Below are 24,111 nucleotides of genomic sequence, written 5' to 3' on the forward strand. Positions count from 1 at the left end.
CGCGGGGCAGGCACAGGAGGTTGTAATGGGCGCAATTCTGAATCTGGTGGAGCGCAACCTGCATGAAGTGCAGGTGGACGCCAACCGCATGCTGTTCCATATCCCCAGCAGTTCGCTGTTTGCCAGCGATGCCTTGACCGGCAGCATCATCGATGCGCTGCGTGGCCCGGGCTGTACCCCGGAAGACTTGATCCAGCGTCTGGCCGGCGCCTATGACGGTGCCGACGTCAGCGACACCCTGCGCGAGCTGATGGCCCTGGAACTGGTCAGCGACGGCTCGCCCCTGACCCCGGAAATCGGCGTCAAACGGGTCGAACGCACGGCGATCAATACCGTGGTGCTCAACGTCAATACCGGCTGCAACCTGAGTTGCACCTACTGCTACAAGGAAGACCTGGACAAGCCCTCGGCGGGCAAGAAGATGGGCCTGGACACGGCCATTGCCTCGGTGGAAATGCTGCTCCAGGAGTCCCCGGACGAGGAGCGCTACACCGTGGTGTTCTTCGGCGGCGAACCCTTGAGCAACCGGCCGCTGATCGAGGCCATGGTGGACTACTGCGAACAGCGCTTTGCCGCGGCCGGCAAGTTCGTCGAGTTCGTCATGACCACCAACGCCACCCTGCTCACCGAAGAGGTGGTGGACTACCTCAACGCCCACCGCTTCGGGCTTTCGGTGAGCATCGACGGGCCCAAGACCGTGCACGACCGCAACCGCATCACCGTGGGCGGGCAGGGCACCTATGACGTGGTGCGGCGCAAGGCGCAGATGCTTCTGGAACGCTACGACAGCCGGCCGGTGGGGGCGCGGGTGACCCTGACCACCGGGGTCACCGACCTTGAGACCATCTGGGATCACCTGTTCAACGAGCTGGGGTTCGCCGAAGTGGGGTTCGCCCCGGTGACCTCGGGGGACATCAGCAGCTTCAACCTCAGCAGCGAGGAGCTGATCGAAGTCTTCGCCAGCATGAAGCGCCTGGGCCGGCGTTACCTGGCGGCGGCACTGGAGCACCGCAATATCGGCTTCTCCAACCTGCACCAGCTGATCACCGATATCCACGAGGGCCACAAGAAGGCGCTGCCCTGCGGCGCCGGGCTGAAGATGCTGGCGGTGGACCACAAGGGCGAGCTGAACCTGTGCCACCGCTTCACCGGCTCATCCCTGCCGACCTTCGGCAATGTGCATGACGGTGGGGTCAAGCAGATGGAGCTCAATGACTTCCTGTCCCAGCGCCTGGACCGCACCAACACCGGCTGCGACAGCTGCCGCATCCGCAACCTGTGTTCCGGCGGCTGCTACCACGAGAGCTATGCCCGCTACGGCGACCCGGCGCATCCGACTTATCACTATTGCGAACTGATGCGTGACTGGGTGGATTTCGGCATCGAAGTCTACAGCCGGATCATGGCGCACAACCCTGCGTTCATCAGCAGCTACATCACTCCGCGCAAGGCTCACTGACATGAAACATCTCAAGCCGATCAACAACAAAGCTCAGAAACTGACCGAGGCCGCGGCCCAGGACCGTATCGAAGAAGTGCTGGCGATGAACTCCGTGGCCGGCTGCGCCTCGACCACCGACCCGGGCTGGGAAATCGATGCCTTTGGCGGCGTCTCGTCGCTGTGCCAGCCGATGGAGGCCGACCTCTACGGCTGCTCCGACCCTTGCTGGTGGCCGGCCCAGGTGCCGGACATGATGAGCACCTACCCCGACTGGAACAAGGACGCCCAGGCCTCCAACGACAACTGGCGCAACCTCGGCACCGTCTTCCCCAAAGACAAGTAACCGGACAGCACAAGGATTCCAGCATGCGAGCTATCACAGTGTGCGGCCTGGCCGCCGGCGCGGTTCTCAGCGCCTGTTCTTTCACCGCCCTGGCCGACGAGGGCCTGGCCCTCAACAGCGGTCACGAGTACATGGTGACCACCAATTACCCGAACAACCTGCACGTTCTCGATCTGGCCACCGACAGCCTGTACAAGACCTGCAAGATGCCCGACGCCTTCGGCCCCGGCACCGTGCAACTGTCGCCGGACCGCAAGATCGCCTACGTGCTGAACAACCACTATGCGGATGTCTACGGCGTCGAGCTCGACAGCTGCAAGCAGGTGTTCCACGCCAGCATCACCCAGCATCCGGGGGAGAAGGCGCGCTCGATGTTCGCCTTCACCGTCAGCCACGACGGCAAGGAGCTATACACCGTGGCCAACCCGACCCTGTTGCTCAATGACCGCTATGAGGTCAAGGAGCCGCGGCTGGATGTCTACGCCACCGATGCCGGGCTCGACGCCAAGCCGCTGCGCAGTTTCCCCGCGCCGCGCCAGCTGACCATCATGCAGAGTGGCGACGACGGCACCCTGTATGTGGCCGGGCCGGACCTGTACAAGGTCGACGTCAAGACCGGCAAGTTCGAGGTACTGATCCCCAGCCGCCACTGGAAACGCCCCAACTACAGCGCGCCGGACGTGCTCTACGTGTGGAACCAGCAGACCTTCCGCCATGACTTCTCGCTGCTCTACACCGCGGCGAAGTTCAAGGACAAGAAGCAGGACCCGGCCACCGCCGAGCCGCTGTACGGGCTGTTCAGCGTCGATCTTGCGACCGGCAAGACCGAGACCACCGACTTCGGCCCGCTGACCGAGATCTACTTCAGCGGCATGCGCTCGCCCACGGACCCCAACCTGATGTTCGGCGTGCTCAACCGCCTGGCCAAGTACGACATCAAGCAGAAGAAACTGCTCCAGGCCGCGACCCTGGAACACTCCTACTACTGCATCTCGTTCAACCGGGCCGGGACCAAGATCTACCTGGCGGGGACCTTCAACGACGTGGCGATCTTCGATGTCCAGAGCATGAAGCAGATCGGCAAGATCACCCTGCCGGGCGGCGACATGGCCATCACCACGGCGCAGATCTTCGTCCGCTGACCCCGCCGCCAGCCACCGGCTCCTGTAGGAGCCGGCTTGCCGGCGAACAGGCCGGCAAGCCGTGCAGGGCCCTCGCCGACGCCTTCGTGGGCAAGCCCGCTCCTACCGTGCGGGGACCGGGCAGCTCAAGTCGCCTTCCTTGCACTGCAGGTACTGTTTGAAACTCTCCACGCGGGTCTTGGTCAGGGCCGTGATGCAGTTGCTGTAGGCCACCGGATACAGGCTGCCACCTTCCACGCCCGAGGTGGAAAAACTGCACTCGGCATCGCGGAACGCCACCCAGGCGCGCTGGGCGCTGACCAGCAGCTTTTTGCTGTGTGGCTGGTCTTTCAGGCGCTGGTTGATCTGTTGGTAAAGGGCGTTCAGCTCCTTGTCCGCGGCCTTGTGCTGGAAGTTGGCGCACAGGCTCATATCGGTCTGGGTGGTGTTGTTGCACTCATAGGCCTGGGCCAGTGGAGCAAGCAGCAGCGGCGCAAGGGCCAGCAACAGGATCGGACGCATGGAAAGTCTCGCAATCGGTCAATGAGGAAGAAACAGTCTAGCCGCGGCTGGGTTGCCACTCGGGCCAGCGTTGCAGCGCTTCGTCGGCCAGCCAGGGCACATCGTGGGAGGTCCAGATATGCACCTGTGGCGTCTGCCCCGGATCATCGTCCAGGGTCGCCACCCGCAGGATCACGTGGGGCTGCCCCGGGCGCTCCGCCAGCAGGTGAGAACCGCAGACCGAGCAGAAGTGCCGCAGCTTGCCCGGGGACGATTCGTAGGTGCTCAGCCGTTCCTGGCCCTGGGTCCACTGGAAGTGTTCGCGCATGACTCCGGCGGTCGAGGCAAAGGCCGCGGCGTGGGCCTTGCGGCAGGTCTGGCAATGGCAGTGGCCGATGGGCATGTCCAGGCGCTCGACCCGGTATTGCACCGCCTTGCACAGGCAACTGCCATGCAGCGGCCGGGCAGGCGCGCGACGCCGGGCGGCGGCCAGCAGGTCGTCGGCCATGGCCTGGATCTCCTCGCCCATGTGCAGCTTGGCCAGCCAGTGCGGCGGTATGCCCTGGGCCCCGTAGAAGGCTCCGGCCAACTGGCCGACGATGGCGGCGGTGGTGTCGGCGTCGTCCCCCAGGTTGGCGGCGGCCAGCACTGCTTCGGCATAGCTGTCGCTGTGCTGGAAGCACCAGAGCGCGGCCTCCAGGGAGTCGACGCAATAGCCGTTGCCGCGAATCTGGTCGCGGGTTTTATCCAGGTAATTGCCCTGGGCCAGGGCCGCGACCTTGCTCTCGCGAAAGCCCTGGGCGTCGAGCCGTTGCAGTTGCTGCTTGCTGGCACCGTCCAGGGCCTTGGCGATCAGCCCGGCCAACAGCTGGCAGCATTCGATGGCTTCGGCGGCGCCGTGGGTGGTACGCGAACTGGCCCCGGCAAACTCGCGGACCTGGGCCAGGTCGGGGTAATGGAACAGCACCACCGGCGCCAGGCGCATCAGCGAGCCATTGCCGGCGGTCTGCGGGTCGCTGGAGCCCGCCAAGGGCTGGCCGTGTTCCTGATAGTCGGCCAGGGCCTGGCGCACCGTCATGCCGATATCGAAGCATTCGCCGGTGGCGCTCAGGTAGCCCCATTGCCACCAGTTGAGGTAGCGGCCCATCTGGTCGGCGGGGTCGAAACCGTCCTTGCGCAACAGGCTTTCCCCCAGGCACAGGGCCATGGAGGTGTCGTCGGTCCACTGTCCGGCCTTGAGGTTGAACGGGCCGCCGCCCAAGAGATCGGTGACCGGGGGGAAACTGCCCCGTGGCTTGAATTCCACACTGGTGCCCAGGGCATCGCCACAGGCCAGGCCCAGCAGGCTGCCACGGTAGCGGTCGGTGAGGGTGAGGGGCATGGCAGGTCCTTTGCAGAGGTATTGGCGCCGGCGACAGTAGCATTTTTCGTTCTGGGCAATCAGTGGGTCCTTCGGCCAGATAAAGGTTGCGCTCGATTCAGAGAGGTCTAGTGTTCATCACTGGAGGTGGCCCATGAATTCTTCAGATCGCATCGAACGCAAGATCCTGCTCAAGGCCGACCCGGCCCAGGTCTGGCAGGCGCTGAGCGAGGCCGAACGCTTCGGCCGCTGGTTTGGCGTGGCCCTGGCCGGCCAGCAGTTCATACCCGGCCAGCGGGCCCGGGGCGCGGTGACCTACCCAGGCTATGAGCACCTGACCTGGGATGTCCTGGTGGAGCAGATGCTGCCCCAGGAGCTGTTCTCCTTCCGCTGGCACCCCTACGCCATCGATCCCGCTCAGGACTATTCGGCAGAGCCCAGCACCCTGGTCCGGTTCGAACTGGAAGAGCACGCCGGTGGTACCTTGCTGCGGGTCACCGAGTCGGGCTTCGACGGCATTCCCGCCGAGCGCCGGCTCAAGGCCTTTCGCATGAACAGCCGGGGCTGGGACGAGCAGATGAGCAATATCGAGAACTACCTGCAGCAGGGTTGAAACAGGCAGTTGCAAGCGGCACGTTGCAGAGCCAGGCCTGTCGCCTGAAACTGGCCGCTTCCCGTCTGGAGCAGCCCCTTGTTCGAAACCTATATGAAACGCTGGCGCCTGACGCCCGATGGCGATCCCATCGTCACCTCGGGCAGCCGCCTGTTGCCGGTGCGTCTGCAAGACGGTGCGCCGGCCATGTTGAAGATTGCCCTGGATGAGCACGAGCAGGCCGGCAACCGGCTGATGGCCTGGTGGGCCGGGGAGGGGGCGGCGCGGGTTCATGCCCAGCAAGGCGATGCCCTGCTGATGGAGCGCGCCATGGGCAAGGGTTCGCTGATGCGCATGGCCCTGGCGGGCCAGCACGATGAGGTCAGCCATATCGTCTGCGCCACCCTGCAACAGTTGCACCGGCCACGGGCACAACCGCGGCCGCCGCTGGTGTCGCTGGATCGCTGGTTTGCCGACCTGCGCGAGGCGGCGCCGCAGCAGGGCGGGTTGTTCCTGCGCTGCCTGGCCGAAGCCGAGCACCTGTTGGCCACGCCCCGGGAACCGGTGGTGCTGCATGGCGATATACACCACGACAATGTGCTGGACTTCGCCGAGCGCGGCTGGCGGGTGATCGACCCCAAGCGGGTCCATGGCGAGCGCACCTTCGATTTCGCCAACCTGATCTGCAACCCGGACCTGCCCAGCGCCACCGACCCTGTGCGCTTTGCCCGCCAGGTGCAGGTGATTGCCCGGGCGGCGCAGCTGGAGCCGCGCCGGCTGGTGCAGTGGGTGCTGGCCTTCAGTGGTTTGTCCGCTGCCTGGTTTCTCCAGGACGATCATCAGCCCGGGGCGCAGCACCAGCTCAAGCTCGCGGCTTTGGCCGCCCAGGCACTGGAGGGGTGAACTAGGGGTTTGCGTAAGTGCGGTATAGCGAATTTCCTACACGCGCTGTAATTCAATGCGCCTTCTGCGCACCGGGCTTTGTGTTTAATCTTCTTTCCCACAACTGCAGCGCAGGAAGCGCTCAGGATCAGGGAAGGTCGACCATTAGCACGGATGCTGCAGACAGGAAGTCATGATGGTCTTGGAAAAAACCCGCTTCGGCGGGTTTTTTTCGTCCGGCATTTCGTGCCTGCAGCCTGGGTGCGGTGGCCACTTTGATACTTCATGCAGCGGAACATGAACGTGGCAGGTTCTTTTCAGCCCGACGCTAAGCGCGGGCTTCTGCAGGTGTGCTTAGCGGGTGATTTCGTTGCGGACCTTTTCCAGAGCCTGCTCCAGCAGCGGCAGGCCGATGGAGCCCAGGGCCAGGCGCAAGGCCTGGGGCACATGGGCGGTGGTGGCGAAGGGCTCGGCCGAGGTCACCGTTACCCCCTGATGTTCCAGGGCCGCCACCACGGCATCGGCCCGCCGTCCTTCCGGCAGTTTCAGCCAGAGAAAATACGATGAGCCATAGGCCTGGTAATCGCAGCCCTTGAGCACCCTCCGGGCCAGTTGCTGGCGGCTGCGGGCATCGTTGCGCTTCTGTTCTTCCAGGCTGTCCACCAGCCCCGACTCGATCCAGCGGCAGCCCAGGGTCACGGTCAGCGACGGGGTGCTCCACGTGGACACGCGGATCGCCCGTTCCAGGGCCGGGATCATCTCCAGGGGCGCGACGATAAACCCCAGGCGCAAGCCCGAGGCGACGCTTTTCGACAGCCCGGAAATATACAGCGTGCGCTCCGGGGCCAGGGTCTGCAGCGGCGGCGGGGCCGGTTCGGCGAGGAAGGCGTAGGCGCCGTCCTCGATCAGCAGCAGGTCATGCTCGCGGGCCAGTTGCGCCAGGCGCCGGCGTTCGGCCAGGGGCATCACCGTGCCCAGGGGGTTGTGCAGGGTCGGCATGCAGTACAGCGCCCGCACCGGGCGCCGGCGGCACAGGGCCTGCAGGGCGTCGAGGTCCATCTGGCCGTTGTGCTGGGGCAGCGCTTCGAGGTCCAGGCGATGGACCTGGGCCAGGGTCTTGAGGCCGGGGTAGGTCAGGGCGTCCACTGCCAGGATGTCTCCGGGCTGGAGTAGCGCCAGCAGGCTCACCGCCAGCCCCTGCTGGGCGCCATTGACGATCAGCACCTGCTCGGCGGCGACGCGGATCTCGCGGTTGCGCAAGTGCCGCGCCGCGGTCTGGCGTTCATGGGGGCGGCCGCCCTGGGGCGCGGAATGCAGCAGGGCATCCAGGTCGCCGGAGGCGGCTATCGCCCGCAGCCCCTCGCGCAGGCTTTCCGCCTGGCCGGGCAGGGACGGGTAGTTGAACGCCAGGTCCACCGAGGCGGCGCTGGCCGGGTGCTGTTCCAGGCCCATGCCCCGGGGCAGGCTGGTGTCGCGGACAAAGGTGCCGCGCCCGGGCTCGCCCACCACCAGGCCGATGGCTTCCAGCTCGTGATACACCCGCAGCGCCGTGGCCAGCGCCACCTGCTCGCTGGCCATCAGCGCCCGCACCGTCGGTAGCTGAGTGCCTGGGCACAGCTGGCCGGCGCGGATGCGCTGGGCGAAGTGATCGACGATGGTTTTGTAGCGGGTACGGCGCATGCTCGGCCACCTTGTGTATCTAGAACACTTTTTTGTTTGTATCAGATAGGGCGCCTAATCTAGCGGCTTTTGCGCAGGAGCGCTCACATGCCGGACCTTTCCACCCTGTCGATCTTCCTCGGCGCCGTGCTGCTGTTGCTGCTGTCGCCGGGACCCAACATGGCCTTCGTCATCAGCCACGGCGCAGCCTATGGCTGGCGCGGTGGGGTGGCATCGGGGCTGGGGATCGGCGCAGCGGATATCGGCCTGACCCTGCTCACGGCCACGGGCGTCACCGCCGTGGTGGCCAGCTGGCCGCCGGCGTTCGACCTGATCCGCTATGCCGGGGTTGCCTACCTGTTGTGGCTGGCCTGGAAGGCCCTGGGCCAGCGGGGGGGCCTGGACCTTGCCGATACACCCCGGGTGCCGCTGGCCACGGTGTTTGTCCGGGCCCTGTGCAACAGCCTGCTGAACCCCAAGGCGCTGCTGTTCTTCATGGTGTTCCTGCCGCAGTTCGTGCGGCCCGAGCACGGCAGCATCGCTGTGCAACTGGTGGTCCTGGGCTTGCTGCTGACCCTGGTCAGCGGGGTCTTCCATACCAGCCTGGGGATCTTCGGCGCGGCCTTGCGCCGTGGCTTGCCCGGCAGCGATTCGCGGCTGGCCCGCTGGCAATCCTGGCTGCTGGCGGCGGTGCTGCTGGCCCTGGCCCTGCGCCTGGCGCTGCTGGCGCGTCCGCTCTGATTCATCAGCCAATGGAGTTTGCCCATGTACATCGCCGCCTTTATCTACCAGCCGGGCCAGCGCGACGAGGAGTTCCACCGCCTCAGTGCGCTGATCGACGAAATTGCCATCAGCCTGCCGGGCTTCGTCGGCGCCCAATCCTGGACCAGCGCCGACCAGGGGCTGATCAACGCCAGCTATTACTGGGAGGACGAAGCCTCGATCCAGGCCTTTGCCAGTCACCCCAGGCACATCGAAGCCAAGCGCCAGTACCGGCGCTGGTACGCCGGTTATCAGGTGGTGATTTCCAGGGTCGAGCGCACCTATGGCGATGGCGCCATCACCCAGTTGCTGGGCAATGCCCGCCAGGGCCCGGTGCGCCGTGCCTGAAGGCTCAGCCGGCTGCCAGCCGCGCGGCCGCGCGCAGGGTGATTTCCCGGCGCTTGTGCAGCGAATCCGCGGCGCGCTGGCGGGCCTGCTGCACCACGCTGGCGGGGGCCGTGTCCGGGCTGCCGGCATTGAACGGTGGCGCCGGGGCGTACTCCAGTTGCAGCTGTACCCGCTGCGCGGTGGCGGCGTCGAACAGTTCGGCGGCCAGGGTCAGGGCGAAGTCGATGCCGGCGGTGATACCGCCGCCGGTCAGCAGGTTGCCGTCACGCACCACCCGCTCATGCACCGGTATCGCCCCCAGCGGCGCCAGCAGTTCGTGGTAGGCCCAGTGGGTGGTGGCGCGCTTGCCCTGGAGCAGGCCCGCGGCGCCGAGCACCAGGGAGCCGGTGCACACCGAGGTCACGTAGCGCGCCCGGGCGGCCTGCTGGCGGATGAACGCCAGGGCCTGCGGGTCTTCCATCAGCGCCCCGACCCCGGTACCGCCGGGGATGCAGATCACATCCAGCGGCGGGCAGTCGGCGAAGCTTGTGGTGGCCTGCAGCACCAGCCCCGAGCTGGCCACCACCGGCCCCGGCTCCTTCCAGATCAGGTGCACCTGCACATCCGGCAGCGAGGCCAGTACGTCATGGGGGCCGGTCAGATCCAGTTGCTGGACCTCGGGGAACAACAGAAAACCTATCTGCACTGCCATTGCCTGTTCCTTGTGTCGATGAAGTGGACGGCTTGACTCTAGCGCTCTAGGATTTGGCGCATACGCCAACCAGCCCTCGATTTACGCCAACCATGCCCACTGCGCCGAAAAACGTGTTTGTCCTGGCCTTCGCCAATGCCCAGTTGCTGGATGTCAGCGGGCCGCTGCAGGTATTCGCCTCGGCCAATGACCGGGCCCGCGGCCTGGGCCTGCCCTTGCCCTACCACCCGCGGGTGATTGCCAGCCCGGGCGGGGCGACCCTGAGCTCCTCGGGGCTGGCGCTGCTGGCCGAGCCGCTGCCGCTGCCGCAAGAGCCCTGCGACACCCTGATCGTTGCCGGTGGCTGGGGCGTCTACGAGGCGGCCCGTGATCCTGAACTGGTGGCCTGGGTGGCGGCCCGGGCTGCGGCGTCACGGCGGGTGGCGTCGGTCTGCACCGGGGCCTTTCTGCTGGCCGCCAGCGGCTGGCTGGACGGGCGCCGGGTGGTCACCCACTGGACCCGCTGCGAGCAGTTGGCCGAGCAGTATCCGCAACTGCAGGTGGAGGCCAATCCGATCTTCATCAACGATGGCCCGGTGTGGACCTCGGCCGGGGTCACCGCCGGCATCGACCTGGCCCTGGCCCTGGTGGAGGCCGACCTGGGGCGCGCAGTGGCGCTGGAAGTGGCGCGGCAACTGGTGGTGTTTCTCAAGCGCCCGGGAGGCCAGTCGCAGTTCAGCGTAACCCTGTCGCTGCAGAACCAGGGTGGGCGTTTCGACCGGCTGCACGCCTGGATCGCCGAACACCTGGACCGCGAACTGACGGTGCCGGTGCTGGCCGAGCAGGCGGGAATGAGCGAGCGCAGTTTCGTCCGTCACTACCGCGCCGACACCGGCCAGACCCCGGCCCGGGCCATTGAACTGATCCGTGTGGAAAGCGCCCGGCGCCTGCTGGCCGATAGCACCCTGCCGATCAAGCGCATCGCCGCCCAGTGCGGTTTCGGTAGCGAGGAAACCCTGCGTCGCAGCGTGCTGCGGGCCCTGGGCGTGACGCCCCAGGCCTACCGCGAACGCTTCGCCAGCATTGCGCAGCCCTGAGCGCGGGTTTCAGCCTTCTACCAGGCTCAGTTGGCCGTCGGCATACAGCACTTCGCGGCCGATCCAGGCCGGGTCTACCTGGGGCAGTACCGCCGAGGGCTTGCGCAGTTCGCGCAACAGGGTCGAACCGTGGGACAGGCGCCCGCCCATGCGTGCGATCACTGCCCGGGCCTGCTGATAGTGGGCATGGCGCCCGGGGTCGAGGGTGTCCTCCAGCAGAATGTCGACCCCCAGCACGCCCTGGACCTGGCCCGGGTAGATCATGAACCCCGCCGCCTGCTCGCTGCCTTCGCGGCCGTCCTGCCAGAAGCTGCCGCCACGGTTGCGCACCTGCTCATGGGGGGCGAACCAGTAGCCGCGATCAGCCTCGGGCACGGCGTGGTGCAGGCGGAAGAAGATCCGCATCAGGTTGTCCCGGTACCACTCGCGCACTTGCAGGTAATAGCCGCGCATGCCCGGCAAGCCCAGGCGGTGGGCCAGGGTGATGGCCGGGTTCCAGTGCGGGAAGGCTTGCAACGGCAACTCGGCGCACTGCGGGCGCGGGGTGCCGGGGTCGGTTTCCCAGGGCTGGCGATGGGGGCTGTTGTCCAGGTTGTCGTAGGCGGTGGGCGGACGCCCCAGCAGCGCGCCGCCACTGCTGGCCAGGGCGGTGGCGATGCACAGGTTGCCCTGCACCACGAACACATAGAAGCGGCTGAACCAGTCTGCCAGTTGCTGGCCGTCGGCCCCGGCGGCGTGCAACTGCGCCAGCTCCCGGTCGAAGCGCCGCAGGCCCGGTTCCAGGCTCAGCAGGTGGCCGCGGGCGATGTGCTGCATGCGCAGGAACCGTGGCAGCGAGCGCAACAGGCGCAGGGGCCGCAAGGGCAGCTGCGGGGTGGCGCCGCCCACCTCGCCGGCATAGCTGGAGGAGGGCAGGCCCCAGTCGGCCAGCCGCGCCAGGAACAGGTCATTGTTGATATAGGAAGCACCGCCGAACACTGCGGTGAAGGGCTCGTTGTCCTGCAGTACACGGGCGTCCCAGCGCGCCATGATCGCCGGAATGCTCGCCGCCGCGCGGCGCTGGCCGTACTCGACGAAACGGCTGGGTTGCGGTGGCAGGATCTCGGCGATATTGGCCGCGGTCAGGTGCCGGCGCCAGCCGTAGTCGCTGATGGGGCGGTACTGCAGCAGCCACAGTTGCTGGCCGTCCCAGGCCCATTCCACATCACCGGGCACGTAGTGGAAGGTCTTGAGCACCCCTTGCAGGAAGTCCCACAGGGCGCTGGCGCTCAGGCCTCGGGTGGTGGCGAAATGGCCGCTTTCCCAGGCCGCGCCCAGGCGTGAAAGGATCGCCCGCTGCGGGCTGACCTGACCGTCGGCAAGGCTTTCCAGATGGCCCTCGACCCACTCCAGTTCCACCGCCAGGTGACGGACGAAGGCGATCCCCGACAGGGTCGGCTGGATAAAGCGCTGCACCACCACTTCCTCGACCCCGGCATCGCGCAGTTCGCTGATGCGCCCGGGCACTTGCTCGCTGGGCACCCGCAGGTAAGTGGTGCTCAAGCCGGCATTGGCAGAGTCGGCCTGGTCCTCGCCGTAGCTGGAGGAACGCACCGCCCACAGCGCCGCAGGCTGGCTGGCGAGCAGGACCGGCAGATGCGGGTCGCTGGCGCTGTCCAGGGACAGGGCGCTGGGCACCGGCTGGCCGGCCAGCTCCGCCAGGCGCAGGCGGCCGCCCTTGGTGTGGGCGACGAAGCCGTTGTCGGCGGATTCCAGCCAGGCGACGAACTCGGCGGGGTGGTCGATCCAGGGGTAATGGCCCCAGCCCGGCCGCAGGCTGACCCGCAGGTCGGCCCGGGCCAGGATGGCCGACCAGGCTGCGGCCTGGGCAATCCCCAGCAGCCGGTCCTGGTCGCCCCAGACCAGTTGCACCGGGTCCTTGATCCACTCCAGCAGCGGCAGCGCGGTATCGGCCCGCAGTTGCTCCCACAGCGGTACGAAGGCCCGGCACCGACCATAGCCGGCGCCCATGCGCCGGTACTGCTGGGCCGACCACGGCTGGCGCGAGAACTTGCCAGCGAACAGGGTCGGTTTATGGCTGAGCAAGCCATGAACCAGCAAGCGCGCGGGCAGCGGCGACATCAGCGCCGGCAAGCGCCGTTGCCAGAGAAAGGCCCCCACCGGCGACAACAGCACACTGCGGCAGAAGTGCCCCGGGCGGCGCTGCAAGGCGTGCAGCACGATCAGCGCGCTGACCCCCACCGCGACAATCCCCTGGCCCGGCTCGGTCATGCCCAGCAGGGCCTCGGCGTATTCACCCAGGTCCTGGCAGGGCGGCAGCGGGTTGTCGCCAAACCCCGGCAGCTCCAGGGCCTGCACCTGATAGCGCTGGAAGTGCGGCAGGGCATCGTCCCACCAGTCGGCGGCGCTGCCATTGCCCGCCAGCAGGTACAACAGGGGCTTGCTCATGGGCATTCCTCAGCTCAGGTCAGGTCGCGCAGGGCGGCGTCCAGGGTCGGGTAACGGAAGCGGTAGCCGGCCTGCAGCAGGCGCGCCGGCACTACCTTCTGGCCATCGAAGAACAGCTCGGCCATCTCCCCGGCCAGGGCCCGTACCGGCGCAGCCGGCACGTGCAGCCACACCGGGCGCTTGAGCACCTTGCCGACAGTAGTGGCGAAGGTGCCCTGGCTCACCGCTTCCGGCGCCACCATGTTGTAGGTGCCGGACAGGGACGGGTCGTTCATGGCCCGGGCCATCACCTGCAACACGTCGTCGCGGTGTACCCAGCTCATGATCTGCCGGCCATCGCCCATGCGTCCGCCAAAGCCGAAATGGAAGGGCATCAGCAATGGCTTCAGGGCGCCGCCGGGACCGAAGACGATCCCCAGGCGCAGCACCACCTGGCGCACGCCGAAGCGGGTGGCCGGTTCCGCCGATGATTCCCAGCGCGCGCACAGGTCGGCCATGAAGCCCTCGCCGCGCTCGGCGTTTTCATCCAGGCTCTGGCTGGCGTCGCGCACGCCATAGAAGCCGATGGCCGAAGCCTGGATCCACAGCTCCGGCTTGTGCTGGGCGTGTTGCAGCCAGTTGAGCAGGGCTTCGGTGGTGCCGACCCGGCTGGCCAGCAGTTGCGCCTGGCGCTTGGCCGACCAGCGCGGCCCGGCCACCGGGGCACCGGCCAGGTTGATGATCACGTCGAAGGCTTCGCCGTGGCCCAGCTTGCTCAGCGAGCGCAGGCAACGGGCACGACCGTCGAACAGGTAGGCGGCGCGCAGCGGGTCCCGGGCCAGCACGCTGACCGTGTGCCCGGCATCCAGCAGTTGGTTGACCAGGGTCTCGCCGATAAAACCGGTGCCACCGGTGACCAGCACCCGCTTGCCGCTGCCACCGGCAAAGGGGTTGGCGCCCTGGCCCTGGCGTTGCAGGCGCAGCGCCGCCAGGCCGTCGCGGATGCCCGAGGCGGTGACGCCCACGGCGAACAGGCTCAGGGCCCAGCCCTGCCAGCCCAGGTCGATGGGATTCAAGGCACTGGGCAGGCGTGACCATTCCAGCAGTTGCAGGCCGTACAGGGCGAAGAAGGCCCCGGCGTTGATCGCCAGCACGGTGTGCATGATGCGTTCGATGGCCGGCAGCTTGCGGCTGCGATCCTCGACCACGAAGTCCCACAGGGTCAGGCCGATTTCCAGGGCGAACAGCAGGGCGATCACCAGGGCCCAGATGCCCTGGAACGCCAGGTGGGCGATGCCCATGAACAGCACGCCGTAGAAGCACGAGCGCAGGGCATGGATGCTGAGCTCCTTGCGGGCGCTGTGACGCTGCGGCAGAGCCACGGTGAGTTCGTGATGGTAGAGAGTATCCAGGGCGCCGAGCACGCCCTGGGCGAGCAACAGGGCGATAGCCCACTGCAGGATTGGCAAATCAGCCACGATGGTGAAGTCCTTTTACGAGGGAAGACGAGAGGTACGGCGGTCGTGGCGCTGCAGCCACAGTAACGGCGGCAGCAGCACCAGCAGGGCGAAGCTGTCGATCCACAGGTGGGCGGTCATGTTCATCTGCCAGGACAGCCACATGTCCTGGGGCGCCCACAGCACAATCCCGGCCATCAGACAGGCCCAGGCGGCAGGGGCCCGCAGGCGGTTGCCCAGGTGCACCAGCCCCAGCAGGAACAGCGAATAGCTTTGCAGGGTGGCGCCGAACAGCCCCAGCCACCAGATCTGCTGGGCCCGCGCCGGTGCCGGCGCGGCGGCGCCCCAGAAGGCCTGTTCGATGCCCGCGAGGTAATCGTTGAACAGGCCACTGTGGCCGGCCCAGGTCAGCAGCAGCCCGGCCAGCAGGTGGCCGGCGCCGACGGCATACAGCCAGAGCACCAGGGCCCGGCGCAGGCCGGGTCGGGGAGAAGCGGCGACAGATAACATTCCATGTCCTGTGGGGGGATCGAGGCCGCGAAGTGTACCGATTTTTTCCGGCCCATGGCGTGCGCCGGTGCCCATCTCAGGGCTTGCCGAGCAACTCCAGCAGCGCGTCGAGGGTGGCTTGCGGCGCTTCCTGGGGCAGGTTGTGGCCGATCCCCGGGAGGATCCGCCGCTGATAGGGCCCACTGAACAGACCGACATCGGGGTCCGGCTCGGTGGCCGGGCCGACGCCGTCGTCAGCGCCGCACAGGGCGATGGTCGGCACCCGGATCGGCGGTTGCGCCTCCAGCGCCCGCTCGATGCTTTCCAGGCCCGGGTCGCCCGGCACATAGCCGAAGCGATGGCGGTAGGAATGGATCACCACCGCGACGAAGTCCGGGTTGTCGAAAGAGGGCGCGCTCAGGCCATAGAGCCCCGGCCCTTGTTTCCAGGTTGGCGACCACAGGCGCCACAACAGCTCGCAGAATTCCCGGCGGTTGGCCGTCAGGCCGTCCACCCCGCGCTGGGTATTGAAGTAGTACTGGTACCACAGCCGCAGCTCGGTCTCCGGCGCCCGGGGCTCGATGGCCCGGGGAATGTCCTGGATGTTGTAGCCGTCGGCGCTCATCAGGCCCTTGACCCGCTGCGGCCACAGCGCCGCGACGATGCACGCGGCGCGCCCACCCCAGTCGTAGCCGGCGAGGGTGGCCTGGGGCAGGTGCAGGGCGTCCATCAGCTCCAGCAGGTCCCGGGCCAGGGCCGCCTGCTGCCCGGAGCGCATGATCTGCTCGCTGACAAAGCGCGTCGGGCCGTAGCCCCGCAGGTAGGGAACGATGACCCGATAGCCGCGCTCGGCCAGCGGCGGGGCGATCTCGTCGTAGGCCCGCGGGTCGTAGGGAAAACCGTGGAGCAGGATCACCGGTTCGGCGCTGCGCGGGCCATGTTCCTCATAGGCGATATGCAGGCTGGGGGTGCTGACCTGGTGCAGGGAGGCTGGGCTGGGCATGACGACTCCGGATCCGGTGGGCCGGGAAAAGCTAGCGCAAAACTTGCGTGCTGTCCTCAAGCCGCAGCGGCATGCAGCCCGTGGGCGTCGCGCCAGCAGCCGGCGGATGTCTTCCAGGGAACTGTGGCCCTACGGTTCGGGGCCCTTGATGTGCACGTAGCAGCGCAGGCCGCCGGTGAAGCTCATGAGGGGCCTGGTGAAGGAGCGCGAGTGCGGACTCTAGCGCTGTGTGGCCCGCAAGATCGCCTTCGCCGGCAAGCCAGCCCCTAGAGTTCGTCGCTGCGGGCCAGGTGCTTGAAGTGATGCCGCCACAGGTCGATGCCCAGGCCGCCGCTGCGGTCCAGGGACGAACCAACGGTCAGGTCGGTGAGCAGGGTCGGCTGCAAGCCGGCATCGAACAGGGCAAAACCTGCGGCCAGCACGCAGGTGTCGGTCTGGATACCGCACACCAGCACGCGCTCGGGGGCGAGGCTTTTGAGGTGCTCGAGAATCTCCGTCGTCGGCCCGTAGCCGTGCTTGATGAAGACCTTGTCGGCGGCCACCAGGCTCTGGTCATCCACCGCCGGCTGCCAGCCCAGTTGCCGGGCGAAGGGCGTGCGGCTTTCATCATGGCGCTCCACCGTGGCCACCGAGGGCATGCGCCCGAGCAGGCGGTTGATGCCGTCCACCAGCCACTGCGGAGGGTTGAAGCAGGGTTGCACGTCGATGATCAGCAGCACCTGGTTCATGACGCTTGCCCCAAACGGGCCGGCTGGCGCAGGCCGATGCAGTTGCCCCAGGGGTCCTGCACCTGGCAGATCGAGTCGCCGCCTTCAATGACCATGGGCCCGCGATACAGGCGCCCACCCAGCCCGGTCAGGCGCTGCACCTGGCCGGGCAGATCGGCGACCTGCCAGTACACCACCGTGCCCGTCGGCCCCTGGCCGACCTTGGCGTCGCAGGGGACGATTTCCAGGGACAGGCCCGCGAGCTGCAAATGGCCGAAATCATCCGGCTCGTGCAGCACCCGGCGGGCCTGGGGAAAGGCCTGGGCGTACCAATGGGTGGCGGCACGCCAGTCGGCGGCATGGATCATCACGGCGATGATCGGCGAGTCGGGCATGGGGCGAGTTCCATTTCTATCGGGCACCAAGGGAAGAACGCCCCGGTGTCAGCACCGGGGCCGGGCTCAAGGTTGCCAGACGCTCTTGTCGCCACTCAAGCGCCGGTCGAGAAAACTTGCCGCGCTGATCAGCGCCAGGTGCGTCAGGGCCTGGGGCGTGTTGCCCAGGTGGCGGCCGTGGCTGTCGAACTCCTCGGCGTACAGGCCCAGGGGGTTGGCGTAGCGCAGCAGTTGCTCGAACTCCAGGTGCGCCTGCTCCAGGCGCCCGGCCCGGGCCAGGCATTCGACGTACCAGAACGAGCAGGCGGCGAAGGCGCCTTCGGTGCCGGCCAGGCCGTCGATCTGGCTGTCGTCATTGCGGTAGCGGTAGACCATGCCGTCACGCACCAGGCTCTTTTCGATGGCATCCAGGGTCGCCAGCCAGCGCGGGTCCTTGGCGCTGACAAAGCGCACCAGGGGCATCAGCAGCATCGAACCGTCCAGGGCGGTACTGCCGATGTGCTGGACAAAATGCCCGTGCTCCTGGTTCCAGAACCGGCTCCAGATATCGTCGTAGATGGCTTGCCGGGTCTGGTCCCAGCGGGCGAAGGGGGCCGGCAGCGAACGCTTGGAGGCCAGGCGGATGGCGCGGTCCACCGCCACCCAGCACATCAGCCGCGAGTGCAGGAAGTGGTGCTGCTCGCCGCGCATCTCCCAGATGCCCACATCCTTGCTCTGCCAGCTGTCACAGACCTGGTCCACCACCTGTACCGTGTGTTTCCAGCCTTCGTGGGAGATGGCCTCGCCGTACTTGTTCACCAGGTACACCGCATCCAGCAGCTCGCCGAAGATATCCAGCTGCACCTGGTCGTAGGCCTGGTTGCCGATGCGCACCGGTTGCGCGCCGCCGTGCCCGGAGAGGTGCCCAAGCTCGGTCTCCGGCAACTCCTGGCGGCCGTCGATGCCGTACAGGATATTGAGCTTCATCGGTTGCCCATGGCAGTCGCTGACCCGGCCCCGCAGCCAGCCCATGTAGGCGTTGGCCTCCTCGACGAAGCCCAGGCGCATGAAGGCGTAGACGGTGAACGAGGCGTCGCGTACCCAGGTGTAGCGGTAGTCCCAGTTGCGTTCGCCGCCGGGGCTTTCCGGCAGGCCGAAGGTGGCCGCCGCGAGGATCGCGCCATGGCGCCTGGAGGTCAGCAGTTTCAGCGCCAGGGCCGAACGGTTGACCATCTCGCGCCAGCGGCCGCGGTAGTTGGACTGGCCGATCCAGTCGCGCCAGAACTTCAGGGTGCGCGTAAGGTGCAGCTCGCTATCGCCGTGCCGCACCCGCAGATCGTCGACGCCACCGAGGATGAATTCGGCGCCCTGGCCCTGTTGCAGCACGAACTCGGCCCGGGCCGAGTCCCGTTCAAGGTGCAGCGGCTGGTCGCCCAGCAGGCGCAGCCCGGGCTGCCCGGGGGCTTCGAAGCACACCGAGTCGCCTTCCTGTCGTGCCCCGGTGGCGGCCCGCCCATAGTCCAGGCGCGGCGCGCAGTGCAGGCGCAGGGTGGCCTGGCCGCTGACCACCCGTACCCGGCGGATCAGCAGCGGCAGCTGCTCGGGGTCGTCGTCGATGGTCAGCAGGTCGGTGACTTCCACCACCGCCTCGGTTCCCAGCCAGCGGGTCTGCAGGACGTTGCTGTCGGGCAGGTAGATCTGCTGGCGCCGGGTGTCGGCCAGCACCGGTGCCAGTTCGAAGATCCCGGCGGCGGGGGAGTCCAGCAGCGAGCAGAAGATGCTCGGGCTGTCGAACTCCGGCCAGCAGAAGAAATCGATGCTGCCCTGGTCGTCGACCAGGGCGGCGCTGCGCATGTCGCCGATGATGCCGTGGGCGTCGATGGGGCGTTGTGCCGTGGGATGCTGCTCAGCCATTGCCGCGAAACTCCGGATAGAGGCTCATGCCGCCGTCGATGAACAGGGTGCTGCCGACCACATAGTCGGAGGCGTCCGAGGCCAGCCATAGCGCGGCATTGGCCACATCCTCGGGGTCGCCGACCCGGCCGTAGGGGATCAGCTTGAGCAGTTCCTGCTCTGCCGCGCCCTCGGTGGCGGTGCGGTTGATGGCGGTGCGGATCGCCCCCGGGGCGATGCCGTTGATGCGGATCCGCTGCTGGCTGACTTCCTGGGCCAGGGTGCGCATCAGCATGTCCACGCCGCCCTTGGAGGCCGCGTAATTCACGTGCCCGGCCCAGGGAATCAACTGGTGCACCGAACTCATGTGGATGATCTTGCCCGCCGCCTTGGACACCCCGGCGCGCACCCCCTGGCGCTGGAAGATGTTCAGCGCCGCGCGAGCGCAGAGGAACTGCCCGGTGAGATTGACGCCGATCACCCGGTTCCAGTCGTCCAGGCTCAGGCTGGCGGCCGGCCCATCCTTTTGCAGGCCGGAATTGGCCACCAGGATGTCGAGAAAACCAAAGGCCTCGATGGCCTGGGCGAACAGCGCCTCGACCTGGGCCTCATCGGCTACATCGGCGCCAATGGCAATGGCCCGGCCGCCTTCGGCATTGATCCGCGCGGCCAACTGCTCGGCCGGCGCGGCCTGGGAGTTGTAGTTGAGCACCACGCTGGCACCGGCCGCCGCCAGGGCGATTGCGGTGGCGGCGCCAATGCCGGAGCTGGCGCCAGTGACCAGGGCTACCTGCTGGTCGAGGGATATCTGCATGCACTGCACTCCTGTCGCCGCTGTCGAAGGCCGGGGCTGATGCGCCCATGCGACACGCAACGCATCAGTGGCCCCTGTTGTGCTGACCCCGGACGCGGTTCAGGAGTTCAGTTCAGCGCGGTGGTTGCAACCCGCGCAGCAGTAGCTCAAGCGCCTGCAGGGCTTGTTGCAGGCGTTGCCCGGGCTGCTCGGCGGCGGCGATCCACAGCGCCGCGTCCACCAGGCTGCCGTTGATCAGGCGCGCCAGGGCCTGGCTCGGCGCGGGCGTGATCAGCCCGGCTTCGACCAGCGCTTGCAGGCGGCGGTTGAGGGAGTCGATGCAGTGTTCCTCGGCTGGCTGCCGTTGCCCCAGCACGGCCCGGGCATCCTGCAGAACGATGCGGCGGATTTCGGCTTCCTGGGCCATTTCCAGGTAGGCCCGGCAGCGCTGGGCAAAGCCTTGCCAGGGATCACTGGCCGCTGCGGAAATGGCCTCCAGGCGCTCATCCATTTCACTGTCGATCTGCTCCACCACCGCCGCCAGCAACCCCTGCTTGTCACCGAAGTGGTGATACAGCGCGCCTCGTGTCAGCCCGGCTTCGGCGGTCAGGTCGTCCATCGAGGTCTTGGCGTAGCCCAGGCGGGCAAAGGCCTGGCGCGCGCTGGCAATCAGCCTGGCGCGGGTTTGCTCGATCATCGCGGCGCGTGGGCGGCTGCTCATGGACACAGTTCTCCAACAAATGGCGGGTTGACATACGAGGCGTATGTTTACATGATTTTTAACATACGAGGCGTATGTGTTTCTACTGTGCCTGCCCTTTGTGGCAAGTTGCAGCCCCCCAAGGAGTCGTTGTAAATGGCAAACCCCTACCGCGAACTGTTCAAGGCCCCCGGCAGCCGGGCCTTTGTGCTGGCCGGGATGATCGCGCGCATGCCGATCTCCATGACCGGCATCGGCCTGATCACCATGCTGGCTCAACTGCACGGCGGGTACGCCCTGGCCGGCTCGGTGGCGGCGACGTTCGCCCTGGCCACGGCGTTCTGCGCCCCCCAGGTATCGCGCCTGGTGGACCGTTACGGCCAGAGCCGGATATTGCCCCTGGCCGCCGGCCTGGGGGGCGGGGCGCTGCTGGCCCTGCTGCTGTGCACCCGCTTGCAGGCCCCGCACTGGACCCTGTTCCTCTGCGCCGCCCTGGCCGGCTGCATGCCCAGCATGTCGGCCATGGTTCGTGCCCGCTGGACCGAGCTGTACCGCGGCCAGCCGCAGCTGCAGACCGCCTATGCCCTGGAGTCGGTGCTCGATGAGGTCTGCTTCATTGTCGGCCCGCCCTTGTCGGTGGGCCTCAGCGTCGGCCTGTTTCCCGAAGCCGGGCCCCTGGCGGCGCTGCTGATGCTGGTGCTGGGGGTCAGTGTGTTCGTCATGCAGAAGAGCACCGAGCCGCCGGTCCATCCCCATGAGGAAGGGCACGCTGGCTCGATCATTCGTTCGGTGGAAATCCGCCTGCTGCTGTTGCTGATGACCGCCATGGGCACCATCGTCGGGGTGGTGGACGTGGTCAGCGTGGCTTTCGCCCAGCAACAGGGGCAGCCGGCGGCGGCGAGCATCGTGCTCTCGGTGTACGCCATCGGCTCATGCCTGGCGGGCATCGCCTTTGGCGCCCTGAAACTGGCCACGCCCTTGCCCCGGCTGTTCATGTACGGCGGCATCGCCACGGCGCTGACCACCTTGCCGCTGCTGCTGGCGAGCAACATCCTCGGCCTGTCCCTGGCGGTGTTCGTTGCCGGACTGTTTTTCTCGCCGACCCTGATCGTCGCCATGGCCCTGGTGGAACGCAGCGTGCCGCCGGCCAAGCTCACCGAGGGCCTGACCTGGCTGGTCACCGGCCTGAGCATCGGCGTGGCCCTGGGGGCCGCGGGGTCCGGAGCGCTGGTGGACCAGTTCGGCGCCCGCAGCGGCTTTTGGCTGGCCCTGGCGGGCGGCGCGGTGGTACTGGGGGCGGCGTTGCAGAGCTATCGGCGCATGCGCTGAGCTGATCGGTGGACTAATTTGTTCCCCTCGTGCTGCGTTTCTTTAGCGTCCATCCGTCGAGGGAATAACCGTGACTCAGTTGAACCTGCTGTGCCTGCCGTATTCCGGCGCCAGCGCCATGGTCTACAGCCGCTGGCGCCGCAAGCTGCCGCAGTGGCTGCACCTGCAACCGCTGGAGCTGCCCGGGCGTGGCGCCCGTTATGCCGAGCCGCTGCACACCGACATGCGCGAGCTGGCGCGGCAGCTTGCCCTGGAAATCCGGGGCACGCTGCGCACGCCTTACGCCCTGTTCGGCCACAGCCTGGGCGCTTTGCTGGCCTGCGAACTGGCCCATGCCCTACGCGCCCTGGGGTGCCCGGAGCCGGTGGCGCTGTTCGCCTCGGGCACTGCTGCGCCGACCCTGCGCACCGAATACGACCGGGGGTTTGCCGAGCCCAAGACCGATGAGCAACTGATCGAACAGTTGCGCACCCTCAACGGCACCAGTGAAGAAGTGCTGGCCAACCAGGAACTGATGAGCCTGACCTTGCCGATCCTGCGGGCCGACTTTCTCTTGTGCGGGCGCTTTCGTCCGGTGCAACGGCCACTGCTCAATTGCCCGGTGCATGTGCTGGGCGGCAAGACGGATCGCGCCACCACCGAGCAACTGATCGGCTGGAGCAAGGAAACCCACGGCAGTTTTTCGGTGGACATGCTGGCGGGCGGGCACTTCTTCATCCACGAGCACGAGGCCAAGGTGCTGAGCCTGCTCAAGGGCCATCTGGAGGTGCATCGCCGCCGCCACCTGCAACCGGTAGCCGCGGTTTCCTAGCGGCTACACACTTGCTTGCTGTAGCCACTGGCGCAGGCTGCGCACGGCCCGCAGGGGCGCAAAAATCCCGAGCTCGCCAGGGGTTCGGCTGGCGATCGCCAAGCAAGGTCCGGCGGGCCTTTGTGCAGCTTCGCGGCCTCGGCAGCGGCTACAGGGAAGAGGGTGGGGCGGTTGGTGGGGCTCAACCCAGGGAGCTGCCCAGGCGCCAGTAGCCCATCAGGGTCAGGTTGCGACGCTCCTGGCCGCGCTCGTTGATCAGGTGGCGGCGAATGTTCATCACCGTGGCCGACTCGCCGGCCACCCAGGCGTAGAAATCGTTGTCCGCCGGTTGGGCGGTTTCCCAGAGGCGCTGTTCGTCGTTGCGTTCGGAAACCTTGATCGGCCGGCGCTGGCTGTTGGCCGGCGGCAGTTCGGCCAGCTCCCGGGCGGCATGGATCAGGGTTTCGCCATGGCGTGCGCCCAGCAGGTCCCGGGGCAGCCAGTTGATCCGCGCCAGCGGGTGGCAGCGCAGGTCGATGCAATCGCTTTCATAGGGCACTTCGATAAACGCCTGCACATCCGGATGGTCCGGATAACCCTGCAGTTCTTCCAGAATGCCGGCAATCGCCGGCAGCGCGGTTTCATCGCCCATCAACAGCACCTTGCGGATCCCTGCCGGCGGCAGCCATTCATAACCACCGGGGTCGCCGCTGTAGGCCTTGTTCGGCACCACCATCTGCAGGCGGTCGCCGGGCCGGGCATGGGTGGCCCAGGCGGAGGCCGGGCCGTTGACCCCGTGCAGGACGAAATCCACATCCATTTGCGCAGGCTGCAGGCGCAGGGCGCGAATGGTGTAGGTGCGCATCGGCGGTTGCTGCTCGGCCGGCAGCTTGCGCCGGGCCGCCTGCCAGTCGCCTTCCACCGGCAGTTGCGAGGGCGTGCCATCGGCCCCGGGAAACAGCAGCTTGATGCGCTGGTCCGGTGCCAGGGTGCGCGCTTGGGCGATGTCCTCGCCGGTAAACACCAGGCGGGCCATGGACGGGCTGAGGTGGATGCGCTGCTTGAGCTCGACGTTGATTACCCGGTAGCCCTTTGGCCTGGACCGGTCGATGCCGGTCAGTTTGCGCAAGCCTTGGGTGAGGAGGCCGGTCAGCGATTGAGCGGAGGACATGGGCGGGTACCTGCTGCAAGGGGAGGATAAGGAAGGAACGAAGGATGAGCGGGGTGATTTACTGCCGGCGGCGCCTGCCCAATCACCCTGAGGGGCCCGCAAGCGGGTTGTTCTGGCGCTGTGCGGGGTTAATTTTCCCCGGCCTTCATCCGTTCCGTAGGGATGACCGAGCCAATGCTCGATACCCAACAAGTAAGTACGG

The 24,111-nt window shown here is 67.2% G+C and carries 24 protein-coding genes and 1 pseudogene; 10 read left to right on the forward strand and 15 right to left on the reverse strand.

The annotated features are described in order from the left end of the window. Window positions 1–25: 25 nt before the first annotated feature. The 3 genes from peaB to peaD are packed head-to-tail and all read left to right on the forward strand — an operon-like array spanning window position 26 to window position 2,926. The gene (peaB, locus tag AC1RL5_RS31595; RefSeq protein ID WP_015636440.1) at window positions 26–1,459 is read left to right on the forward strand and encodes a quinohemoprotein amine dehydrogenase maturation protein; all 1,434 of its coding nucleotides are present in this window, start codon (window positions 26–28) and stop codon (window positions 1,457–1,459) included. A 1-nt stretch (window position 1,460) separates the two neighbouring features. Next, window positions 1,461–1,784, forward strand: a complete 324-nt coding sequence (qhpC, locus tag AC1RL5_RS31600) for a quinohemoprotein amine dehydrogenase subunit gamma (protein WP_011062399.1) — start codon at window positions 1,461–1,463, stop codon at window positions 1,782–1,784. Between the two features lie 23 nt (window positions 1,785–1,807). Beyond that, window positions 1,808–2,926, forward strand: coding sequence for a quinohemoprotein amine dehydrogenase subunit beta (gene peaD, locus AC1RL5_RS31605; RefSeq protein ID WP_011062398.1), 1,119 nt, complete (start codon window positions 1,808–1,810; stop codon window positions 2,924–2,926). Between the two features lie 102 nt (window positions 2,927–3,028). Here peaD and AC1RL5_RS31610 read toward each other — a convergent pair whose 3' ends face one another. From AC1RL5_RS31610 to AC1RL5_RS31620, 3 genes and pseudogenes are all read right to left on the reverse strand, one after another. Continuing rightward, a complete protein-coding gene (locus AC1RL5_RS31610) occupies window positions 3,029–3,427 on the reverse strand; it encodes a lysozyme inhibitor LprI family protein (protein ID WP_015636438.1) in 399 nt (132 codons plus the stop codon). Between the two features lie 37 nt (window positions 3,428–3,464). Beyond that, on the reverse strand, window positions 3,465–3,914 hold the full coding sequence (locus AC1RL5_RS31615) for a GFA family protein (protein WP_239690439.1): 450 nt from the start codon (window positions 3,912–3,914) through the stop codon (window positions 3,465–3,467). Further along, window positions 3,888–4,787: pseudogene (locus AC1RL5_RS31620) on the reverse strand (ADP-ribosylglycohydrolase family protein); the annotation flags it as partial. The pseudogene AC1RL5_RS31620 and the gene AC1RL5_RS31615, both read right to left, overlap by 27 nt. 133 nt (window positions 4,788–4,920) lie before the next feature. Here AC1RL5_RS31620 and AC1RL5_RS31625 point away from each other — a divergent pair. Together AC1RL5_RS31625 and AC1RL5_RS31630 are read left to right on the forward strand one after the other, a co-directional pair. Then, a complete protein-coding gene (locus tag AC1RL5_RS31625) occupies window positions 4,921–5,379 on the forward strand; it encodes an SRPBCC family protein (RefSeq protein WP_011062395.1) in 459 nt (152 codons plus the stop codon). A 78-nt stretch (window positions 5,380–5,457) separates the two neighbouring features. Beyond that, a complete protein-coding gene (locus AC1RL5_RS31630) occupies window positions 5,458–6,261 on the forward strand; it encodes an aminoglycoside phosphotransferase family protein (protein ID WP_093410219.1) in 804 nt (267 codons plus the stop codon). Window positions 6,262–6,594: 333 nt separating this feature from the next. Here the strand turns inward: AC1RL5_RS31630 and AC1RL5_RS31635 are convergent, their stop codons facing one another. Beyond that, window positions 6,595–7,920 (reverse strand): aminotransferase-like domain-containing protein, encoded by a 1,326-nt coding sequence (locus tag AC1RL5_RS31635; RefSeq protein ID WP_015636436.1) that lies wholly within the window; start codon window positions 7,918–7,920, stop codon window positions 6,595–6,597. 87 nt (window positions 7,921–8,007) lie between these two features. Between AC1RL5_RS31635 and AC1RL5_RS31640 the strand changes: the two genes are divergently transcribed. Both AC1RL5_RS31640 and AC1RL5_RS31645 read left to right on the forward strand, forming a co-directional pair. After that, entirely contained in the window at window positions 8,008–8,640 is a 633-nt protein-coding gene (locus AC1RL5_RS31640) for a LysE family translocator (RefSeq protein WP_011062392.1), read from the forward strand. A 24-nt stretch (window positions 8,641–8,664) separates the two neighbouring features. Continuing rightward, on the forward strand, window positions 8,665–9,009 hold the full coding sequence (locus AC1RL5_RS31645) for an antibiotic biosynthesis monooxygenase family protein (RefSeq protein WP_011062391.1): 345 nt from the start codon (window positions 8,665–8,667) through the stop codon (window positions 9,007–9,009). Between the two features lie 4 nt (window positions 9,010–9,013). Here AC1RL5_RS31645 and inhA read toward each other — a convergent pair whose 3' ends face one another. Continuing rightward, entirely contained in the window at window positions 9,014–9,700 is a 687-nt protein-coding gene (inhA, locus tag AC1RL5_RS31650; protein ID WP_011062390.1) for an isonitrile hydratase, read from the reverse strand. Between the two features lie 92 nt (window positions 9,701–9,792). Here inhA and AC1RL5_RS31655 point away from each other — a divergent pair, with 92 nt between their 5' ends. Continuing rightward, window positions 9,793–10,776: a GlxA family transcriptional regulator gene (locus AC1RL5_RS31655; protein WP_019094099.1), complete on the forward strand. Its 984-nt coding sequence runs from the start codon at window positions 9,793–9,795 to the stop codon at window positions 10,774–10,776. A gap of 9 nt (window positions 10,777–10,785) precedes the next feature. Here the strand turns inward: AC1RL5_RS31655 and AC1RL5_RS31660 are convergent, their stop codons facing one another. From AC1RL5_RS31660 to AC1RL5_RS31700, 9 genes are all read right to left on the reverse strand, one after another. After that, on the reverse strand, window positions 10,786–13,224 hold the full coding sequence (locus AC1RL5_RS31660) for an alpha/beta fold hydrolase (protein WP_492590213.1): 2,439 nt from the start codon (window positions 13,222–13,224) through the stop codon (window positions 10,786–10,788). A gap of 14 nt (window positions 13,225–13,238) precedes the next feature. Continuing rightward, complete coding sequence (locus AC1RL5_RS31665) at window positions 13,239–14,681, reverse strand: TIGR01777 family oxidoreductase (RefSeq protein WP_011062387.1); 1,443 nt, start codon at window positions 14,679–14,681, stop codon at window positions 13,239–13,241. 15 nt (window positions 14,682–14,696) lie between these two features. Beyond that, a complete protein-coding gene (locus AC1RL5_RS31670) occupies window positions 14,697–15,170 on the reverse strand; it encodes a hypothetical protein (RefSeq protein WP_065363168.1) in 474 nt (157 codons plus the stop codon). 76 nt (window positions 15,171–15,246) lie between these two features. After that, a complete protein-coding gene (locus tag AC1RL5_RS31675; RefSeq protein ID WP_072453056.1) occupies window positions 15,247–16,152 on the reverse strand; it encodes an alpha/beta fold hydrolase in 906 nt (301 codons plus the stop codon). Between the two features lie 266 nt (window positions 16,153–16,418). Further along, window positions 16,419–16,880 (reverse strand): cysteine hydrolase family protein, encoded by a 462-nt coding sequence (locus tag AC1RL5_RS31680; protein WP_011062384.1) that lies wholly within the window; start codon window positions 16,878–16,880, stop codon window positions 16,419–16,421. After that, window positions 16,877–17,254, reverse strand: coding sequence for a VOC family protein (locus AC1RL5_RS31685; protein ID WP_145714143.1), 378 nt, complete (start codon window positions 17,252–17,254; stop codon window positions 16,877–16,879). Before AC1RL5_RS31685 ends, AC1RL5_RS31680 begins: the two co-directional genes overlap by 4 nt. Window positions 17,255–17,320: 66 nt before the next feature. Next, the gene (locus tag AC1RL5_RS31690) at window positions 17,321–19,147 is read right to left on the reverse strand and encodes a glycoside hydrolase family 15 protein (RefSeq protein ID WP_492590215.1); all 1,827 of its coding nucleotides are present in this window, start codon (window positions 19,145–19,147) and stop codon (window positions 17,321–17,323) included. Beyond that, complete coding sequence (locus AC1RL5_RS31695) at window positions 19,140–19,940, reverse strand: glucose 1-dehydrogenase (protein ID WP_011062381.1); 801 nt, start codon at window positions 19,938–19,940, stop codon at window positions 19,140–19,142. Before AC1RL5_RS31695 ends, AC1RL5_RS31690 begins: the two co-directional genes overlap by 8 nt. A gap of 112 nt (window positions 19,941–20,052) precedes the next feature. Next, window positions 20,053–20,640, reverse strand: a complete 588-nt coding sequence (locus AC1RL5_RS31700; RefSeq protein ID WP_492590217.1) for a TetR/AcrR family transcriptional regulator — start codon at window positions 20,638–20,640, stop codon at window positions 20,053–20,055. Window positions 20,641–20,775: 135 nt separating this feature from the next. Here AC1RL5_RS31700 and AC1RL5_RS31705 point away from each other — a divergent pair, with 135 nt between their 5' ends. Both AC1RL5_RS31705 and AC1RL5_RS31710 read left to right on the forward strand, forming a co-directional pair. Beyond that, window positions 20,776–21,948 (forward strand): MFS transporter, encoded by a 1,173-nt coding sequence (locus AC1RL5_RS31705; protein ID WP_011062379.1) that lies wholly within the window; start codon window positions 20,776–20,778, stop codon window positions 21,946–21,948. A 70-nt stretch (window positions 21,949–22,018) separates the two neighbouring features. Continuing rightward, the gene (locus AC1RL5_RS31710; protein ID WP_015636428.1) at window positions 22,019–22,759 is read left to right on the forward strand and encodes a thioesterase II family protein; all 741 of its coding nucleotides are present in this window, start codon (window positions 22,019–22,021) and stop codon (window positions 22,757–22,759) included. A 181-nt stretch (window positions 22,760–22,940) separates the two neighbouring features. On the opposite strand, the gene AC1RL5_RS31715 is transcribed toward AC1RL5_RS31710, so the two are convergent. Then, entirely contained in the window at window positions 22,941–23,909 is a 969-nt protein-coding gene (locus AC1RL5_RS31715; RefSeq protein WP_015636427.1) for a siderophore-interacting protein, read from the reverse strand. Window positions 23,910–24,111: the final 202 nt, after the last annotated feature.

The organism is Pseudomonas sp. GW822-FHT06D10 (assembly GCF_058799535.1).

Coding starts and splice junctions, on each gene's coding strand:
- peaB (WP_015636440.1), top strand. CDS start 26: ATGGGCGCAATTCTGAATCTGGTGGAGCGCAACCTGCATGAAGTGCAG.
- qhpC (WP_011062399.1), top strand. CDS start 1,461: ATGAAACATCTCAAGCCGATCAACAACAAAGCTCAGAAACTGACCGAG.
- peaD (WP_011062398.1), top strand. CDS start 1,808: ATGCGAGCTATCACAGTGTGCGGCCTGGCCGCCGGCGCGGTTCTCAGC.
- AC1RL5_RS31610 (WP_015636438.1), bottom strand. CDS start 3,427: ATGCGTCCGATCCTGTTGCTGGCCCTTGCGCCGCTGCTGCTTGCTCCA.
- AC1RL5_RS31615 (WP_239690439.1), bottom strand. CDS start 3,914: ATGGCCGACGACCTGCTGGCCGCCGCCCGGCGTCGCGCGCCTGCCCGG.
- AC1RL5_RS31625 (WP_011062395.1), top strand. CDS start 4,921: ATGAATTCTTCAGATCGCATCGAACGCAAGATCCTGCTCAAGGCCGAC.
- AC1RL5_RS31635 (WP_015636436.1), bottom strand. CDS start 7,920: ATGCGCCGTACCCGCTACAAAACCATCGTCGATCACTTCGCCCAGCGC.
- AC1RL5_RS31640 (WP_011062392.1), top strand. CDS start 8,008: ATGCCGGACCTTTCCACCCTGTCGATCTTCCTCGGCGCCGTGCTGCTG.
- AC1RL5_RS31645 (WP_011062391.1), top strand. CDS start 8,665: ATGTACATCGCCGCCTTTATCTACCAGCCGGGCCAGCGCGACGAGGAG.
- inhA (WP_011062390.1), bottom strand. CDS start 9,700: ATGGCAGTGCAGATAGGTTTTCTGTTGTTCCCCGAGGTCCAGCAACTG.
- AC1RL5_RS31655 (WP_019094099.1), top strand. CDS start 9,793: ATGCCCACTGCGCCGAAAAACGTGTTTGTCCTGGCCTTCGCCAATGCC.
- AC1RL5_RS31660 (WP_492590213.1), bottom strand. CDS start 13,224: ATGAGCAAGCCCCTGTTGTACCTGCTGGCGGGCAATGGCAGCGCCGCC.
- AC1RL5_RS31670 (WP_065363168.1), bottom strand. CDS start 15,170: ATGTTATCTGTCGCCGCTTCTCCCCGACCCGGCCTGCGCCGGGCCCTG.
- AC1RL5_RS31675 (WP_072453056.1), bottom strand. CDS start 16,152: ATGCCCAGCCCAGCCTCCCTGCACCAGGTCAGCACCCCCAGCCTGCAT.
- AC1RL5_RS31680 (WP_011062384.1), bottom strand. CDS start 16,880: ATGAACCAGGTGCTGCTGATCATCGACGTGCAACCCTGCTTCAACCCT.
- AC1RL5_RS31685 (WP_145714143.1), bottom strand. CDS start 17,254: ATGCCCGACTCGCCGATCATCGCCGTGATGATCCATGCCGCCGACTGG.
- AC1RL5_RS31690 (WP_492590215.1), bottom strand. CDS start 19,147: ATGGCTGAGCAGCATCCCACGGCACAACGCCCCATCGACGCCCACGGC.
- AC1RL5_RS31695 (WP_011062381.1), bottom strand. CDS start 19,940: ATGCAGATATCCCTCGACCAGCAGGTAGCCCTGGTCACTGGCGCCAGC.
- AC1RL5_RS31700 (WP_492590217.1), bottom strand. CDS start 20,640: ATGAGCAGCCGCCCACGCGCCGCGATGATCGAGCAAACCCGCGCCAGG.
- AC1RL5_RS31705 (WP_011062379.1), top strand. CDS start 20,776: ATGGCAAACCCCTACCGCGAACTGTTCAAGGCCCCCGGCAGCCGGGCC.
- AC1RL5_RS31715 (WP_015636427.1), bottom strand. CDS start 23,909: ATGTCCTCCGCTCAATCGCTGACCGGCCTCCTCACCCAAGGCTTGCGC.